This is a genomic window from Acidovorax sp. Q11 (genome assembly GCF_054950075.1).
Genome location: NZ_JBUDZG010000010.1, coordinates 1 through 15,504 on the forward strand (window position 1 = coordinate 1; position 15,504 = coordinate 15,504).

Sequence of the window (15,504 nt, forward strand, 5' to 3'; positions counted from 1 at the left end):
GGTGCACAGACGCCTGAAGACGAAGGTGTACTTCGCCGATCCGCACAGCCCTTGGCAGCGTGGGCTCAACGAGAACCACAATGGGCTGCTACGCCACTACTTCCCCAAGGGCAGTGATCTGGGCACGGCCAGCGAAGAGCAGGTGCTCCACGCCGTGTACCGGCTCAACCACAGGCCCCGCAGATGCCTGGGCTGGAAGACTCCGCATGAGGTGTTCCATGGCTACAAAGTGAGCCCACTTACACTGGGGACTGGCGCACTTCGTTGTTGAAACCGCCATTGAATTTTTTATCAACGCTTCACTGTCTGTCATTTCCATTCCCCACTGCGCTGCGCTTACCCGTAGCCCACGAAACTGGCGCGGCCCAGCGCCAGAGCAGCCAAGCAAGGGCCGCCCCGCAGCGAGGGCTGCGTCCCCCTGCCCGCAGCGCGCAGCGCTGCGAGAGCGGGGGGAAGCGGCGGAGCCGCTCAGGGGGGTGTCCTCTATCAACACAGGGCCAGTGCCTCCAGGCAGCGCCTGCGGTGGGCGGCGCCGGTGTCGGGGGCAATCTCGACTCCGGGCAGGCGCAGGCCATAGTCCAGGCCCAGCCGGTCGGCCTGCAGCACCCAGGCCGTCAGGCGCGAGACGCGGGCTTCGTGGTCGGGCAGGGCGGCGCGGGCCAGGTCCAGCCACAGCTCATGCCGCTGGGCCTGCTGGGCGTCGCGGCTCACCAGGTCGTCGGTGCCGGTGGCCAGCGACTTGGCGGCTTTCTTCCACACCACCAGCTTGAGCGGGTCGCCGCGCCGGTAGGCCCGCACGCCATCGAATTCGCCAATGCCCTGCGACGGCGCACTGCCCGTGCCGCCCGCGCGGGGCTCGCCCGGGGGCAGGGGGGGCGCGGGCACCTCGGGCGCGGGGTAGACCAGCACCTCGGAGGCCGGTCGCCAGTAGGTCCAGACGCGGAAGGTGCCCAGCGGAAACCGCGTCTCGGCCGTGAGCGTGGGCACGCGGTGCAGGCCCCGGCGCGTGGGGCGGAAGGCCACCTGCACGCTCGCCTGGCCCTGGGCGGGCACATCGGTCCAGGCCCAGTGGTGTTCGGCTTTGCCCGTGCCGTGCACCGACAGCGCAATCCCATAGCGCGGCGACTTGCGGTCGCTGGACAGCTGGAGCTCGAACGCCGTACTGGTGCCCATGAAATGGGGCTCGGGCGCCTTCAGGTGCAGCGTGAGGCCCCGCAGGTTGGCGTGGCAGATGTGCATGCCGGCCGCCGCACTGCCCGCCAGCAGGAAGGTGAGCAGGTAGCCCAGGTTGAGCTGGTAGTTGATGGACGCCACCAGCAGCACAACCAGCGTGAGAGCCAGCATCCAGCCCGAGCTGGTGGGCAGGATGTAGACGTTGCGCTGGGTGAGCAGCAGGGTGTCGTTCAGCGGCAGGCGCGCCTGCCACCAGTTCTGGAAGCGCTTGCGAAAGGGCGCCAGCGGGCTCAGCCGGGCGAGGGCGGTGCGCCAGGGGGCGGGGGCAGCCGGGTCCATGGGGATTGCCACGGTGTGCTCACACCTTCTCAGGGCAGAGGGACGGCATCGACCATAGCGCGCACCTGTTCCACCGCACCACGCCCGGCGTCGCCCACGGGCACCAGGCGGTGGGCGATGGTCTGGGGCAGCACGGCCTGCACGTCGTCGGGCGCCACATAGTCGCGCCCGCTGATGAGGGCCTGGGCCTTGGCGGCGCGCAGCATGGCAATGCCAGCGCGGGGCGACAGGCCCTGCAAAAACCAGCGGCCCGAGCGGGTGGCGGCGATCAGGTCCTGCACGTAGTTGAGCAGCGGCTCGGCCGTGTGCACGGCCTGCACCTGGCGCTGCAGTTCGGTCAGTTCGTCGCTGGACAGCAGGGGCAGCAGGCTGCTCACCATGTCGCGCCGGTCGGCGCCCGACAGCAGCAGGCGCTCGGCCGCACGGTCGGGGTAACCGATGGAGATGCGCATGAGGAAACGGTCGAGCTGCGACTCGGGCAGCGCAAAGGTGCCCAGCTGGTCGTGCGGGTTCTGGGTGGCGATCACGAAGAAGGGGTGGGGCAGGGCGCGGGTTTCGCCCTCCACCGACACCTGCTTTTCCTCCATGGCTTCGAGCAGGGCGCTCTGGGTCTTGGGGCTGGCGCGGTTGATTTCGTCGGCCAGCAGCACCTGGGCAAACACCGGGCCTGGGTGGAACACAAAGGCTTCCTTGCCGCGCTCGTACACCGATACGCCGGTCAGGTCGCTGGGCATCAGGTCGGCCGTGAACTGCACACGCGAAAACTGCAGGCCAAAAGTGTGCGACAGGGCGTGCGCCAGCGTGGTCTTGCCCACACCCGGCACGTCTTCGATGAGCAGGTGGCCCCCCGCCAGCAGGCAGGCCACGCAGTCCTGCACCTGGGCCTGTTTGCCCACAATCACCGTGTTAAGCTGGTCCAGAAGCGATTTGATCTTGTGCTGTGCATTCATGGCGCGACGTTATCCTAAAAAATTGAGACACGGGGATTGACTGTGAGCAAGACGGGCTATTTCACCCACCGGGATTGTTGGAAGCACGAGATGGGCCCGGGGCACCCCGAATGTCCTGAACGGCTCGATGCCATCGAAGACCGTTTGCTGATCACCGGTGTGGCCGATGCGCTGGAGCGCTACGAGGCCCCCGAGGCCTCGCTGGCCGACATCGAGCTGGCCCACGGCCGCATGCACATTGCGGCGCTGCGGGGCCTGTCCGACCGGCTGAATGAAGAGCTGATGGCCGGTGGCCCAAGTTACGCGCAGATCGACACCGACACCTCCATCAACGCCCACACCTGGAAGGCATCCCTGCGCGCCGCCGGGGCAGCCCTGGCCGCCACCGATGCCGTGATGGCGGGCGAGGTCGAGAACGCGTTCTGCAGCGTGCGCCCGCCGGGCCACCATGCCTGCCGCGACAAGGCCATGGGCTTCTGCTTCTTCAACAACGTGGCCGTGGCCGCCAAATATGCGCTGCAGCGCTACAACCTCCAGCGCGTGGCGGTGGTGGACTTTGACGTGCACCACGGCAATGGCACCGAGGACATCCTCGCCAATGACCCCCGGGCGCTGATGGTCAGCATTTTCCAGCACCCGTTCTACCCCTACAGCGGCGACCACGATCCTGCCCCCAACATGGTGAATGTGCCCGTGCCCGCCTACACGCGGGGCATGGACATCCGGGAGATCATCGAGATGATGTGGATGCCCCGGCTGGAAGCCTTCAAGCCCGAGATGATTTTTGTGAGCGCAGGCTTTGACGGCCACCGCGAAGACGACATGGGCCAGCTCGGCCTGACCGAACAGGACTACGCCTGGATCACCCAGCGTGTGAAGGATGTGGCGCGGCGCTATTCCAAGGGCCGCATCGTGTCCTGCCTGGAGGGTGGCTACGTGATGGGGCCGCTGGCGCGCAGTGTGGAGACGCACCTGCGGGTCCTTGCGGATTTGTGACCAACCCCCTGAGCGGCTTCGCCGCTTCCCCCTTCTCTTGCATCGCTGCGCGATGCGGAAGGGGGACGCCGCCAGCGCGGCGGGGCGGCCCTTGCGCGGCGGCCCCCGCCTGGGCAGTGCCAGTTTCAGTCGGCGTGCAGATGGCTGACAGGAGCAAACTATGACGACAAAGAACTTCGATGATGTGCTGACAACCACCTGCGACGCCCGTGGCGTGGTCACCCTGACCCTGAACGATCCCGCGCGCTTCAATGCGCTGGGCAGCGAGATGCTCTCAGCCCTGCAGCAGGCGCTGGACGATGCCGGTCGCGACGAGTCCGTGCGTGTGGTAGTGCTGGCAGCGGCGGGCAAGGCGTTCTGTGCGGGGCACAACCTCAAGGACATGGCCGCGAACCCGGAGTTGGCGTATTACCAGAAGCTGTTTGCACAATGCAGCCGCATGATGCTCACCATCCACAAGCTCAGCGTGCCTGTGATCGCGCGGGTGCAGGGCATGGCCACGGCGGCGGGGTGCCAGCTAGTGGCGCAGTGCGACCTGGCCGTGGCGGCCGACACGGCCAGCTTTGCCACCAGCGGCATCCACTACGGCCTGTTCTGTGCCACGCCCAGCGTGCCGCTGGTGCGCAACGTGCCTGCCAAGCGGGCGATGGAGATGTTGCTTACCGGCGATTTCATCGACGCCCCCACGGCGCTGGCACAGGGGCTGGTCAACCGCGTGGTACCGGGCGATGCGCTGGATGCCGAGGTCGAGCAACTGGTGCAGGCCATCCTGCAAAAGCCCCGCGTGGCCGTGGCCATGGGCAAGGCGCTGGTCTACCAGCAGCGCGAGCTGGGAATGGACGCTGCTTACCAGCTGGCAGGCCAGGCCATGGCCACCAACATGATGGATGAGGCCGCACAGGAAGGCGCGCGCGCCTTTGCTGAAAAACGCCAGCCCCGCTGGAAGCGCTGAGGGCCCGAACGATGGCAATGGACAAACCGATGCTGGACGATGTGGGCCTGTGGGTGCAGGCCTTTTTGAGCCCCACGGTGCTGGTGGAGCTGGCGGCCCTGGCGGGCTGCGTGGCCCTGGCCTGGGGGTTGGTGGCACTGCTGCAGCGGGGCCTTCAGCGGGGCGACCCGCGCTCCATCCTGTTTGGCGTGCGGATCGTGGACGGCGCGCTGTTCCCGCTACTGCTGCTGGGCCTGGCCTATGTGGCGCGCACCGTGCTGCACCACTGGATGGCACTGGCCGCCTTCAAGGTGGCGATCCCAGTGCTGGTGGCGCTGGTCGTGATACGGATTGGCGTGAAGGTGCTGCAGGTGGCCTACCCCGATGCTTCCTGGGTGCGGCCCATCGAACGGTCCATCTCCTGGCTGGCCTGGCTGGGCATGGTGCTGTGGGTCACGGGGCTCCTGCCGCTGGTGCTCGATGAACTGGACCAGATCCATTGGAAGGTGGGGGGCGCCACGCTGTCGGTGCGCACCATGATCGAAGGGGCCGTGACGGCCGGTGCGGTGCTGCTCATTGCCTTGTGGGTCTCTGCGGCCATCGAGTCGCGGCTGCTGCGCTCGGCCACCGGTGCCGAGCTGTCGCTGCGCAAGGCCGTGAGCAACGCCGTGCGCGCGCTGCTGGTGTTTGTGGGCTTGATGATGGCCTTGTCGGCCGTGGGCATCGACCTCACGGCCCTGTCGGTGCTGGGCGGCGCGGTGGGCGTGGGCATCGGTTTTGGCCTGCAGAAGCTCGCGTCCAACTATGTGAGCGGTTTTGTCATCCTGGCCGAGCGCAGCATGCGCATTGGCGACAACGTGCGCGTGGACAACTTTGAAGGCCGCATCACCAACATCAACGCCCGCTACACCGTGGTGCGCTCTTCCACGGGCCGCGAATCCATCGTGCCCAACGAGATGCTGATCACCCAGCGGGTGGAGAACCTCTCGCTGGCCGACCCCCGCGTGTGGTTGTCCACCGTGGTGAGCGTGGCCTACGAAAGCGATGTGGACCTGGTCACCCGCCTCTTGGGCGAGGCGGCCCTGGCCAGCAGCCGGGTGCTGCGCGATCCGGCGCCCAGCGTGGCCTTGTCGGCATTTGGTGCCGATGGGCTGGAGTTCACGGTGGGCTTCTGGATTGCGGACCCCGAGAACGGTGCCCTGGGTCTGCGCTCGGAGATCAACCGCGCCATCCTGAGCGCCTTGCGTGCCCACCAGATCGAAATCCCGTACCCCCAACGGGTCATGCATGTGCAGGTCGATGGGGGGCTGGCGGCGGCGATCTCGCCCGGCGCTCCGGCGGCACCTGCGTCTGCGTCTGCACAGTGAGTCCGGCCTGCAGCCCGGGTGTCGGGTGCCGCAGGCGACAACAAACACTGGACAGCCGCCCGGCGCACTCGCCTATAATCGACAAAAAGCACGATCGTTCTTTTTTGATCGTGCAGTCTCTGCCCCGGCTCTGTAGCACTTGCGTTGCAGTGCGGCATAGAATGTTCCAGTTTACGTAAACGTCAATTCAACCAACTCTCTAGGAGCCGCAGCAATGAAGGTCTTGGTCCCTGTCAAGCGCGTGGTGGACTACAACGTGAAGGTCCGCGTGAAATCGGACAACACGGGTGTGGACATCGCCAACGTGAAGATGAGCATGAACCCCTTTGACGAAATCGCCGTCGAAGAGGCCGTGCGCCTGAAAGAAAAAGGCCTGGTGACCGAAGTCATCGCTGTCTCCTGCGGCGTGGCCCAGTGCCAGGAAACCCTGCGCACTGCCATGGCGATTGGCGCCGACCGTGCCATCCTGGTTGAGACCGGCGTGGAACTGCAGCCCCTGGCCGTGGCCAAGCTGCTCAAGGCCCTGGTGGACAAGGAACAGCCCCAGCTCGTGATCCTGGGCAAGCAGGCCATCGACGACGATGCCAACCAGACCGGCCAGATGCTGGCGGCCCTGGCCGACCTGCCCCAGGCCACCAACGCCAGCAAGGTGGACCTCGCTGCCGACAAGGTCAACGTGACCCGCGAAATCGACGGCGGCCTGGAAACCCTGGCCCTGTCGCTGCCTGCCGTCATCACCACCGACCTGCGCCTGAACGAGCCCCGCTACGTCACCTTGCCCAACATCATGAAGGCCAAGAAGAAGCAGCTGGACACCGTCAAGCCCGAAGACCTCGGTGTGGACGTGGCCCCTCGCCTGAAGACCCTGAAGGTGGCCGAGCCCGCCAAGCGCGGCGCTGGCGTCAAGGTGGCCGACGTGGCCGCCCTGGTCGAGAAACTCAAGAACGAAGCGAAGGTGATCTGACATGTCGGTACTCGTTATTGCTGAACACGACAACACATCCATCAAGGGCGCGACCCTGAACACCGTCACGGCCGCAGTGGCCTGCGGTGGCGACGTGCATGTGCTGGTGGCGGGCCACAACGCCGGTAGCGCCGCAGCCGCCGCAGCCCAGATCGCGGGCGTCGCCAAGGTCATCCACGCCGACGCAGCAGGCCTGGCCCACGGCCTGGCCGAGAACGTGGCCGCACAAGTGCTGGCCATTGCATCGAACTACAGCCACATCCTGTTCCCCGCCACCGCCGGCGGCAAGAACGTGGCCCCCCGCGTGGCAGCCAAGCTCGATGTGGCCCAGATCAGCGACATCACCAAGGTGGTGGCTGCCGACACCTTCGAGCGCCCCATCTACGCCGGCAACGCCATTGCCACCGTGCAAAGCGCCGACAGCGTGAAGGTCATCACCGTGCGCGCCACGGGCTTTGACGCCGCAGCCGCCACCGGTGGCGCTGCCGCTGTCGACACCGCAGCCGCAACGGCCGACGCCGGCAAGAGCAGCTACCTGGGCAGCGAAATCGCCAAGAACGACCGCCCCGAACTGACCGCCGCCAAGATCATCGTCTCCGGTGGCCGGGCGCTGGGCAGCAAGGAAAAGTTCGACGAAGTCATGACCCCCCTGGCCGACAAGCTGGGCGCCGCCATCGGCGCCAGCCGCGCCGCAGTGGACGCGGGCTACGCACCGAACGACCTGCAAGTGGGCCAGACCGGCAAGATCGTGGCTCCGCAGCTGTACATCGCCGCCGGCATCTCGGGCGCCATCCAGCACTTGGCCGGCATGAAGGACTCCAAGGTGATCGTGGCGATCAACAAGGACCCCGAAGCCCCGATCTTCAGCGTGGCCGACTATGGCCTGGAAGCCGACCTGTTCACGGCTGTGCCAGAACTGGTCAAGGCGTTGTAAGGCTGCGCACCGGCACCAACGCCCTGAAAAGGCATCGCTTGCGATGCCTTTTTTTTGAGTCGTTTTTTTTCAGAATTTTCTGCTTCCCTGGAGACTCCGTATGAGCTACACCGCCCCCGTCAAGGACATGCTGTTCGGCATCGAGCACCTGGCCCGCATCGAACAGATCGCCCAAATCCCCGGCTTTGAAGACGCGGGCCTCGACACGGCCGCCGCCGTGCTGGAAGAGTGCGCCAAGTTCAACGAGGGCGTGCTGGCTCCGCTCAACTTTGAAGGCGACAAGAACCCGTCAAGCTGGAAAGACGGTGTGGTCACCACCACTCCCGGCTTCAAGGACGCCTTCCGCCAGTACGGCGAGGGCGGCTGGCAGGGCCTGCAGCATCCGGCCGATTTTGGCGGCCAGGGCCTGCCCAAGACCATTGGCGCGGCCTGCATCGAGATGACCAACAGCGCCAACATGAGTTTTGCGCTGTGCCCGTTGCTGACCGACGGCGCCATCGAGGCGCTGCTCACCGCTGGCAGCGACGAACTCAAGGCCACCTACCTCGAAAAGCTGGTGACGGGCGAGTGGACCGGCACCATGAATCTGACCGAACCCCAGGCGGGCTCCGACCTGGCGCTGGTGCGTTCGCGCGCCGAGCCGCAGCCGGATGGCAGCTACAAGGTGTTTGGCACCAAGATCTTCATCACCTATGGCGAGCACGACATGGCCGCCAACATCGTGCACCTGGTGCTGGCCCGTGTGCAGGGCGCGCCCGAGGGCGTGAAGGGCATCAGCCTGTTTGTGGTGCCCAAGTTCCTGGTCAACAAGGATGGCTCGCTGGGCGCGCGCAACGACGCGCACTGCGTGAGCATCGAGCACAAGCTGGGCATCAAGGCATCGCCCACCGCCGTGCTGCAGTTCGGCGATAGCGGTGGTGCCGTCGGTTACCTGGTGGGCGAGGAAAACCGGGGCCTTGAATACATGTTCATCATGATGAACGCCGCGCGCTACGCCGTGGGCATGCAGGGCATCGCGATCGCCGAGCGCGCCTACCAGAAGGCCGTGCAGTACGCGAAGGACCGCGTCCAGAGCCGCCCCGTGGATGGCAGCATCGCCGCCAGCGCGCCCATCATTCACCACCCTGACGTGAAGCGCATGCTCATGACCATGCGCGCCTACACCGAAGGCTGCCGCGCCATGGCCACGGTGGCGGCTGCCGCGTTCGACGCCGCGCACCACCACCCCGACGCCGACACGCGCAAGCAGAACCAGGCGTTCTATGAATTCATGGTGCCGCTGGTCAAGGGCTACAGCACCGAGATGAGCCTGGAAGTCACCAGCCTGGGCGTGCAGGTGCACGGCGGCATGGGCTTCATCGAAGAAACCGGCGCCGCGCAGTACTACCGCGACGCCAAGATCCTCACCATCTACGAAGGCACCACCGCCATCCAGGCCAATGACCTGGTGGGCCGCAAGACGGCGCGCGACGGCGGCCAGACGGCCAAGGGCATCGCCGCGCAGATCGAAAAGACCGACGCCGACCTGCTGGCCAGCGGCACGCCTGCCGCCCTGGCCGTGGCCAAGCGCCTGACGGCCGCACGCAAGGCGCTGCTCGATGTGATCGACTTCGTGGCCGGTGGCACCAAGGCCCAGCCCAACGCCGTGTTTGCGGGCAGCGTGCCCTACCTGATGCTCGCGGGCAATGTGGTGGCGGGCTGGCAGCTGGCGCGCAGCCTGCTGGTGGCGCAGGACCTGTTGCAAAAGGGACAGGACGAAGCCTTCATGCGCGCAAAAATCACCACGGCGCAGTTCTACGCCGACCACATTCTGGTGAAGGCCCCTGGCCTGCGCGACAGCATTGTGGAAGGCGCAGCCAGCGTGACCGAGTTGGCGCTCGATGCCTTCTGAGGCGTGACGAGCGTGCTGTGAGGAGACGCACCCCTGTGTTGCAGGGGTGCTATAAAAATAATAGCTGCTAACGCATATACATCAGGCGGTAGCGGCCAATTTCATCCTAATTTTTTGTCCTGGAAGTTGTTGCCATGTCCAAACTGCCTCCCGTGCTGCAAAACCTGTCGCTGCCCGTCATCGGCTCGCCGCTGTTCATCATCAGCAACCCCAAGCTCGTGATTGAGCAGTGCAAGGCCGGTGTGGTGGGCTCCATGCCCGCGCTCAACGCCCGCCCCGCCGAGCTGCTCGACGAATGGCTGGCCGAGATCACCGAGACGCTGGCCGCCTACAACAAGGCGAACCCCGACAAGCCGGCCGCGCCCTTTGCCATCAACCAGATCGTGCACAAGAGCAACGACCGCCTGGAGCACGACATGCAGGTCTGCGCCAAATACAAGGTGCCGATCATCATCACGTCTTTGGGCGCGCGCGAGGACGTGAACCAGGCCGTGCATGCCTGGGGCGGCGTGGTGCTGCACGACATCATCAACAACAAGTTCGCGCACAAGGCCATCGAGAAGGGCGCCGACGGCCTGATCGCTGTGGCAGCGGGCGCGGGCGGCCATGCAGGTGTGAAGAGCCCGTTTGCGCTGATCCAGGAAATCCGCCAGTGGTTCGACGGCCCCGTGGCCCTGAGCGGCTCCATCGCCAGCGGCGACGCCGTGCTGGCCGCGCAGGCCATGGGGGCGGACTTTGGCTACATCGGCTCGGCCTTCATTGCCACGCACGAAGCGCGTGCCAGTGACGCCTACAAGATGGCCATTGTGGAAGGCAGCTCGGACGACATCGTCTACAGCAATCTGTTCACCGGTGTGCACGGCAACTACCTGGCGCCGTCGATCCGCGCGGCGGGCATGGACCCGGACAACCTGCCCGAGTCCGACCCGAGCAAGATGAACTTTGGCGGCGACGCCAAGAAGGCCTGGAAGGACATCTGGGGCTGCGGCCAGGGCATTGGCGCCATCAACGCCGTGACGAGCACGGCCGAGCTGGTGGCCAAGCTGCGCAGCGAGTACGAAGCGGCACGCGCGCGCCTCAAGCTTTGACGCTGCGCTGATTTTCTTTTTTCTGGCCGCCGCCACGTCAGTTGCATGGCGTAGCGGCGGCCCGAAAGACACCGGCTTCGCCCACCCAGTGCGCCACGCGCACGGTGGGCGAAGTTGTTTCAGGCACCTTCACGCAAGGGCAAACCCCCATAAACCGGGCCCTGGTGGCTGCGGATAATGGTGATGAGCAATAACCAAAGCAAGCCGGCTTTGGTGTCTGGTTCAGCACATTCTTTGCAAGGCAGGTGCGTGATGGTTCGTTCTTTGGTAGCGCTGCTGGCGGCCTTGTGCGCCACCGGGCTGGGCCATGCCCGCGACGGGGGGTGACCGCCGACGAGATCTGCCTCGGGGCGTCGGTTGTGCTGTCGGGGCCGTTGGGCCCGCAGACGGCGCAGTATGGTGAGGGCTCGCGACTCATGTTCGACGCAGTGAACGCGCAGGGCGGCGTGCATGGCCGCAGGATCCGCTACACCACGCTGGACGATGGTTTCGATCCGCAAAAGGCGGTGGAGAACACGCGCCAGCTGCTGGAGGCCGACAAGGTCTTCGTGATCTACAACAGCACCGGCACGGCGCAGACGGCCGCCATCCTGCCGCTGATCAAGGAGCACCGCACGCCGCTGTTCGGCCCGGTCACCGGTGCATCGGTGTTCCGCGAAACCTTCAACCCCTATGTGTTCCATGTGCGCGCGGGGTATGCCAGCGAAGCCAGCAGAATCGTTTCGCAGATGCGCCAGCAGGGCATCAGCCGGGTGGCGGTGTTCTATCAGGAGGACGGCCTGGGCAAGACCCTGGCCGCCGAGCTGAAGAAAGCGTCGGACGACGAAAAGCTGCCCTTCGTCGCCGAGATCAAGGTAGACCCTAAACAACCCGACTTTGCCGTTGCGGCCGCCGCCACCGAAAAGGCGCAGCCACAGGCGGTGATCGTGGCCACGGCGGGCACCACCTTCACCCATTACATCAAGGCGGTGCAGGCCACGGCCGCGCGGCCGGCCTACTACGGCTTCTCGGTCGCCAGCCTCGATGTGATCAACCGCGAACTCAAGGACAAGGCGCGCGGCATCATCCTCGCGCAGATCATGCCGTCGCTGCGCAACACCACCATCCCGGTGGTGGCCGAGTACCTGGGCCTGCTGCGCGCCAAGTCGCCCAACGCGCAACCATCTGCGTCGCAGTTCGAAGGGTTTGTGCATGCACGCCTGCTGGTGGAGGGGCTGCGGCGCACCGGGCGCAACCTGACCACCGAATCGTTCACCAAGACCATGGAAGACGCGGGCGAAATCTCGTTTGGCCGCTTCAGCGTGAAGTATTCGCCCAAGAGCCACAACGGCTCCAGCTACGTCGAGCTGGCGATCGTGGATGCGGAAGGCAGCCTGCGGTATTGAGCCCGCAAGGGTGCGGGGGCCTGTGCGGGACAGGCGGGTGTCGCCGCCAGCGCAGGGCGGCTCCCCACAAATCGTGCCGACAGAGGACAATAGAGGCTTTTGCCTGCTGTTGCGGCCCTTTCCGGCCTTGGCAAGGCTCCATACCCCGGCACCTCACCGATCCCGCGCAGCCATGTCGTCCTCTCCCTCCCGCACACCCCTGATCGACATGGTCAAGGCCATGGCGTGCATCACCATCGTCTGGCACCACCTGGCCTTCTACGGGCCCATGTCGGACATTGCCCAGCCCCTGGCACCGGCCCTGATGGCGTGGCTGTATGACTATGGGCGCATGGCGGTGCAGGTGTTTCTGGTGCTGGGTGGCTACCTGGCTGCCGCCAGCCTGGCCCCCCAGGGTGTGGCGCGGTTTGACCATGCGGGCAATGCGGTGGCCAAGCGCTTTGTGCGGCTGGTCGTGCCCTATGCGGTGGCGCTGCTGTTGACCGTGGTGGTGGCTGCGCTGGTGCGGCCCTGGATGGCGCATCCTTCGGTGCCCGAGGAGCCGACCCTGGCGCAACTGCTGGCCAATGCCCTGCTGCTGCAGGACATCGTGGACGAAGATGCCCTGTCGGCCGGGGTCTGGTACGTGGCCATCGACTTCCAGCTGTTTGCACTGAGCGTGCTGGTCTGGGCGGGCGTCCGGGCGCTGCCGGGTGCGTGGGCCCAGCGGCATGGGGCTGCGCTGGCCCATGCGATCATCGTGGCCGGTGTGGCCGCATCGCTGTGGGTCTTCAACCGCATGACGGGGCTCGACATGTGGGCGATCTACTTCTTTGGCGCCTATGGCCTGGGCATGCTGGCCTTCTGGGCCGTGCGCTCGCCCAGCCCGGTGGGGTGGCTCAGCGCCATCGTGCTGCTGGGCGGTGGGGCCCTGGCGATGGATTTCCGCGGGCGCATCGTGGTGGCGCTGGTCACGGCGCTGTGCCTGGTGGTGGCGCTGCGGTCCGAGCGTGTGCGGGCTTGGGGGGGCTTTGCGCCGCTGGTGCGCGTGGGGCAGATGTCCTACTCCATCTTCCTTGTGCACTTTGCCGTGTGCCTGCTCGTCAACGCGGTGGTCAGCCACCTGTGGCCGGCGTCGCCTGTGCTCAATGCGCTGGGCATGCTGCTGGCGTTTGTGCTGTCCCTCGCGGCCGGGCGTCTGTTGTACCTGCGGGTGGAGCAGCATGTGCCCACCTGGTCCACCGCCTTGCGCTGGCAGGCGGGGCTGGTGGGCGCTGGCATGCTGGTGGCTGTGTCCAACAACTGGGCCTGAGGGCTCGCCAAGAGCCCTTCAACGCTGCAGCTTGCGCTCGCGCCGCTTGCGCTGCCGGTCCAGAAACCAGGCCATGAAGGGCAGGATCAGCATCGAGCCCGGGATCACCCAGATGAACAGGTAGGGGCTCACGGACGATGCCGACCGCATCACATCGCGCAGATGGGCGCGTTCATCGGCCGTCCAGTTGCCCTGGCGGCGCTGCTGCACCAGCCACACCACCGATCCCTTCATGGTGGCCATCTCGCGCTTGAGGCGGCTCTTTTCACGGCTATTACCCGCGAGGAACGAGCAGAACCACTCGGGCGCCCGCTCCATGCGGCTCTGGAAGGCGAGGGTGGAGTCCGGGTCGAACTGGTCGATGGACGGGGGCAGGTCTGGCGTGTGCGGTGCGGGCGGTGTGGTCATGGCGGCTGCCATTGTCGCGGCTCATGGCGCTTTGCACCACCCCAATCCACGGCACCCACGCCATCCAGACGGGGTCAATGGGAACAGACGGCGCCCAACGCTCCAGGAGGCTCCTGCCACCCGCAACCTCAGAAACTGGCGTGCCCAAAGGCCAGGGCAGCCAAGCAAGGGCCGCCCCGCAGCGAGGGCTGCGTCCCCCTGCCCGCAGCGCGCAGCGGCGCAGCCGCTCAGAGGGGTGTTCCGAATTCAACGGTGCAGTTCGCCAGCACTCTCGGGCTGGTACAGGATGTCCTTCACCCGCACCGTCATCGACTTGCCGCCCGGCCCGGGCCAGGCCAGTTCGTCGCCCACCGCCAGGCCCAGCAGGGCGCTGCCCACGGGGGCAAAGATCGAGATGCGGTCCGCCGTGCCATCCGCGTCGCGCGGGTAGACCAGGGTCAGGCAGAACTCCTTGCCCGTCTCCAGGATGGAGAACTGCACGGTGGAGTTCATGGTCACCACATTGGGCGGGATCTCCTCGGGCGGCACCACGTCCGCCCGGTCCAGCTCTGCCTGTAGATCCGCCCTGCCTGGAAAGACGCTGGCCGGAATCGCGGCCAGCAGGGCCTCGATGCGGTCAACGTCGAGTGACGACAGGATGATCTGGGGCTTGCGCGCCATGGCAGTACCTCTGGAATGGTTGTGACAAAGCGCGGGACTGTAGACCATTGGCAATCTCGCACTGCCGTGCGCGGTCATTCGGCGGCAGCTGGATGGCCTCCATATGTTCTCAGTCTCCCTTGATGTTGCGGGCCTGGATGAGCGCGCCAAACCGTGTGCTGTCGATGGCGGCGCGCGCATGGAAGTCGGCGGGTGACATGGGCGCGGGCACGCCGCCCAGCGCGGTGATGCGCTCCTTCACGGCGGCGGTGGCCAGCACCTTGTTGATCTCGCGGTTCAGGCGTGTCACTACCTCGGGCGGTGTGCCAGCGGGGGCATAAAAGCCAAACCAAGTGTCAGCATCAAAGCCCTTGAGGCCCACTTCATCGAGCGTGGGCACATCGGGGAACAAGGGCGAGCGCTTGGCGCTGCCCACCGCCAGCAGCTTGAGCTTGCCAGCCTTCACATGCGAGAGACCGATGCCGGGGTCGAACATGAAGTCCACCTGCCCGCCCAGCAGGTCCTGCATGGCGGGGGCCGCCCCCCGGTAGGGCACATGCACGGCAAACACATTGGCCTGGGCCTTGAGCATCTCGGCAGCCAGGTGCGGCGAGCTGCCGTTGCCTGGCGTGCCAAAGCTCAGCTTGCCGGGGTGGGCCTTGAGGTACTGCATGAACTCCTGGATGTTGTTGACCGGCAGTGTGGGTCGCACCTCCAGGAACACCAGCACGCGCGCAGCCGCCGCCACGGGCACCAGGTCCTTGGCGGGGTCGAACGGCATCTTGGGGTACAGGTGCGGGTTGACCGACACCATGCCGCCCGAACTCATGAGCAGGGTGTAGCCGTCGGCCGGTGACTTGGCCACCGCCTCGCCTCCGATGTTGCCGCCGGCACCGCCCCGGTTCTCGACCACCACGGGTTGGCCCAGCGCAGCCTGCAGCGGCACGGTGACCGCACGTGCAATCTGGTCGGCCGCGCCGCCCGCCGGGAAGTTCACGATCACCTTGATCGGCTTGCCGGGCCAGGCCTCGGTCTGGGCGTGGGCGGGCTGCTGCAGCATCAGCAGGCCGAAGGCCGTGCTAGCCAGGGCCAGCGCGCTCAGCAGGTGGCGTTTGGAGCGAAGGGAGTAGGAATGCATGCGTGTCTCC

The 15,504-nt window shown here is 66.3% G+C and carries 15 protein-coding genes; 10 read left to right on the forward strand and 5 right to left on the reverse strand.

Features of this window, described 5'->3' with window-relative positions; all coding sequences use genetic code 11:
* A partial coding sequence (locus tag ACYZGB_RS10340; RefSeq protein ID WP_462388136.1) for an IS30 family transposase occupies positions 1–271 on the forward strand: 271 nt, incomplete at its 5' end.
* Positions 272–486: 215 nt separating this feature from the next.
* Here the strand turns inward: ACYZGB_RS10340 and ACYZGB_RS10345 are convergent.
* Both ACYZGB_RS10345 and ACYZGB_RS10350 read right to left on the reverse strand, forming a co-directional pair.
* Positions 487–1,512: a DUF58 domain-containing protein gene (locus ACYZGB_RS10345; RefSeq protein WP_462388250.1), complete on the reverse strand. Its 1,026-nt coding sequence runs from the start codon at positions 1,510–1,512 to the stop codon at positions 487–489.
* Between the two features lie 29 nt (positions 1,513–1,541).
* Positions 1,542–2,462, reverse strand: coding sequence for an AAA family ATPase (locus ACYZGB_RS10350; RefSeq protein WP_063462875.1), 921 nt, complete (start codon positions 2,460–2,462; stop codon positions 1,542–1,544).
* A 42-nt stretch (positions 2,463–2,504) separates the two neighbouring features.
* On the opposite strand from ACYZGB_RS10350, the gene ACYZGB_RS10355 reads away from it, so the two are divergent.
* The 9 genes from ACYZGB_RS10355 to ACYZGB_RS10395 all read left to right on the forward strand — a co-directional run bounded on the left by ACYZGB_RS10355 (position 2,505) and on the right by ACYZGB_RS10395 (position 13,309).
* A complete protein-coding gene (locus tag ACYZGB_RS10355) occupies positions 2,505–3,458 on the forward strand; it encodes a histone deacetylase family protein (protein WP_462388251.1) in 954 nt (317 codons plus the stop codon).
* A gap of 160 nt (positions 3,459–3,618) precedes the next feature.
* On the forward strand, positions 3,619–4,410 hold the full coding sequence (locus ACYZGB_RS10360; RefSeq protein ID WP_462388137.1) for an enoyl-CoA hydratase: 792 nt from the start codon (positions 3,619–3,621) through the stop codon (positions 4,408–4,410).
* A gap of 17 nt (positions 4,411–4,427) precedes the next feature.
* Complete coding sequence (locus ACYZGB_RS10365) at positions 4,428–5,756, forward strand: mechanosensitive ion channel family protein (RefSeq protein WP_462388252.1); 1,329 nt, start codon at positions 4,428–4,430, stop codon at positions 5,754–5,756.
* Positions 5,757–5,970: 214 nt separating this feature from the next.
* The gene (locus tag ACYZGB_RS10370; protein WP_462388138.1) at positions 5,971–6,720 is read left to right on the forward strand and encodes an electron transfer flavoprotein subunit beta/FixA family protein; all 750 of its coding nucleotides are present in this window, start codon (positions 5,971–5,973) and stop codon (positions 6,718–6,720) included.
* Position 6,721: 1 nt separating this feature from the next.
* Positions 6,722–7,654 (forward strand): electron transfer flavoprotein subunit alpha/FixB family protein, encoded by a 933-nt coding sequence (locus tag ACYZGB_RS10375; protein WP_462388139.1) that lies wholly within the window; start codon positions 6,722–6,724, stop codon positions 7,652–7,654.
* A 100-nt stretch (positions 7,655–7,754) separates the two neighbouring features.
* Positions 7,755–9,545, forward strand: coding sequence for an acyl-CoA dehydrogenase (locus ACYZGB_RS10380; protein ID WP_462388140.1), 1,791 nt, complete (start codon positions 7,755–7,757; stop codon positions 9,543–9,545).
* 134 nt (positions 9,546–9,679) lie between these two features.
* A complete protein-coding gene (locus tag ACYZGB_RS10385; RefSeq protein ID WP_462388141.1) occupies positions 9,680–10,633 on the forward strand; it encodes an NAD(P)H-dependent flavin oxidoreductase in 954 nt (317 codons plus the stop codon).
* Between the two features lie 359 nt (positions 10,634–10,992).
* Positions 10,993–12,018 carry an ABC transporter substrate-binding protein gene (locus ACYZGB_RS10390; RefSeq protein ID WP_462388253.1) on the forward strand — a complete coding sequence of 342 codons (1,026 nt, stop codon included), beginning with the start codon at positions 10,993–10,995 and terminating at the stop codon, positions 12,016–12,018.
* Positions 12,019–12,190: 172 nt separating this feature from the next.
* On the forward strand, positions 12,191–13,309 hold the full coding sequence (locus tag ACYZGB_RS10395; protein WP_462388142.1) for an acyltransferase family protein: 1,119 nt from the start codon (positions 12,191–12,193) through the stop codon (positions 13,307–13,309).
* Between the two features lie 18 nt (positions 13,310–13,327).
* On the opposite strand, the gene ACYZGB_RS10400 is transcribed toward ACYZGB_RS10395, so the two are convergent.
* From ACYZGB_RS10400 to ACYZGB_RS10410, 3 genes are all read right to left on the reverse strand, one after another.
* On the reverse strand, positions 13,328–13,717 hold the full coding sequence (locus ACYZGB_RS10400; protein ID WP_462388143.1) for a hypothetical protein: 390 nt from the start codon (positions 13,715–13,717) through the stop codon (positions 13,328–13,330).
* A 246-nt stretch (positions 13,718–13,963) separates the two neighbouring features.
* Entirely contained in the window at positions 13,964–14,377 is a 414-nt protein-coding gene (rnk, locus tag ACYZGB_RS10405) for a nucleoside diphosphate kinase regulator (protein WP_462388144.1), read from the reverse strand.
* A gap of 109 nt (positions 14,378–14,486) precedes the next feature.
* Complete coding sequence (locus tag ACYZGB_RS10410) at positions 14,487–15,494, reverse strand: Bug family tripartite tricarboxylate transporter substrate binding protein (protein WP_462388145.1); 1,008 nt, start codon at positions 15,492–15,494, stop codon at positions 14,487–14,489.
* Between the last annotated feature and the right edge of the window lie 10 nt (positions 15,495–15,504).

Bases quoted from the DNA above. Each gene is read 5' to 3' on its own strand.
- ACYZGB_RS10360 (WP_462388137.1), top strand. From the start codon at position 3,619: ATGACGACAAAGAACTTCGATGATGTGCTGACAACCACCTGCGACGCC.
- ACYZGB_RS10345 (WP_462388250.1), bottom strand. From the start codon at position 1,512: ATGGACCCGGCTGCCCCCGCCCCCTGGCGCACCGCCCTCGCCCGGCTG.
- ACYZGB_RS10380 (WP_462388140.1), top strand. From the start codon at position 7,755: ATGAGCTACACCGCCCCCGTCAAGGACATGCTGTTCGGCATCGAGCAC.
- ACYZGB_RS10410 (WP_462388145.1), bottom strand. From the start codon at position 15,494: ATGCATTCCTACTCCCTTCGCTCCAAACGCCACCTGCTGAGCGCGCTG.
- ACYZGB_RS10350 (WP_063462875.1), bottom strand. From the start codon at position 2,462: ATGAATGCACAGCACAAGATCAAATCGCTTCTGGACCAGCTTAACACG.
- ACYZGB_RS10365 (WP_462388252.1), top strand. From the start codon at position 4,428: ATGGACAAACCGATGCTGGACGATGTGGGCCTGTGGGTGCAGGCCTTT.
- ACYZGB_RS10395 (WP_462388142.1), top strand. From the start codon at position 12,191: ATGTCGTCCTCTCCCTCCCGCACACCCCTGATCGACATGGTCAAGGCC.
- rnk (WP_462388144.1), bottom strand. From the start codon at position 14,377: ATGGCGCGCAAGCCCCAGATCATCCTGTCGTCACTCGACGTTGACCGC.
- ACYZGB_RS10375 (WP_462388139.1), top strand. From the start codon at position 6,722: ATGTCGGTACTCGTTATTGCTGAACACGACAACACATCCATCAAGGGC.
- ACYZGB_RS10370 (WP_462388138.1), top strand. From the start codon at position 5,971: ATGAAGGTCTTGGTCCCTGTCAAGCGCGTGGTGGACTACAACGTGAAG.
- ACYZGB_RS10400 (WP_462388143.1), bottom strand. From the start codon at position 13,717: ATGACCACACCGCCCGCACCGCACACGCCAGACCTGCCCCCGTCCATC.
- ACYZGB_RS10385 (WP_462388141.1), top strand. From the start codon at position 9,680: ATGTCCAAACTGCCTCCCGTGCTGCAAAACCTGTCGCTGCCCGTCATC.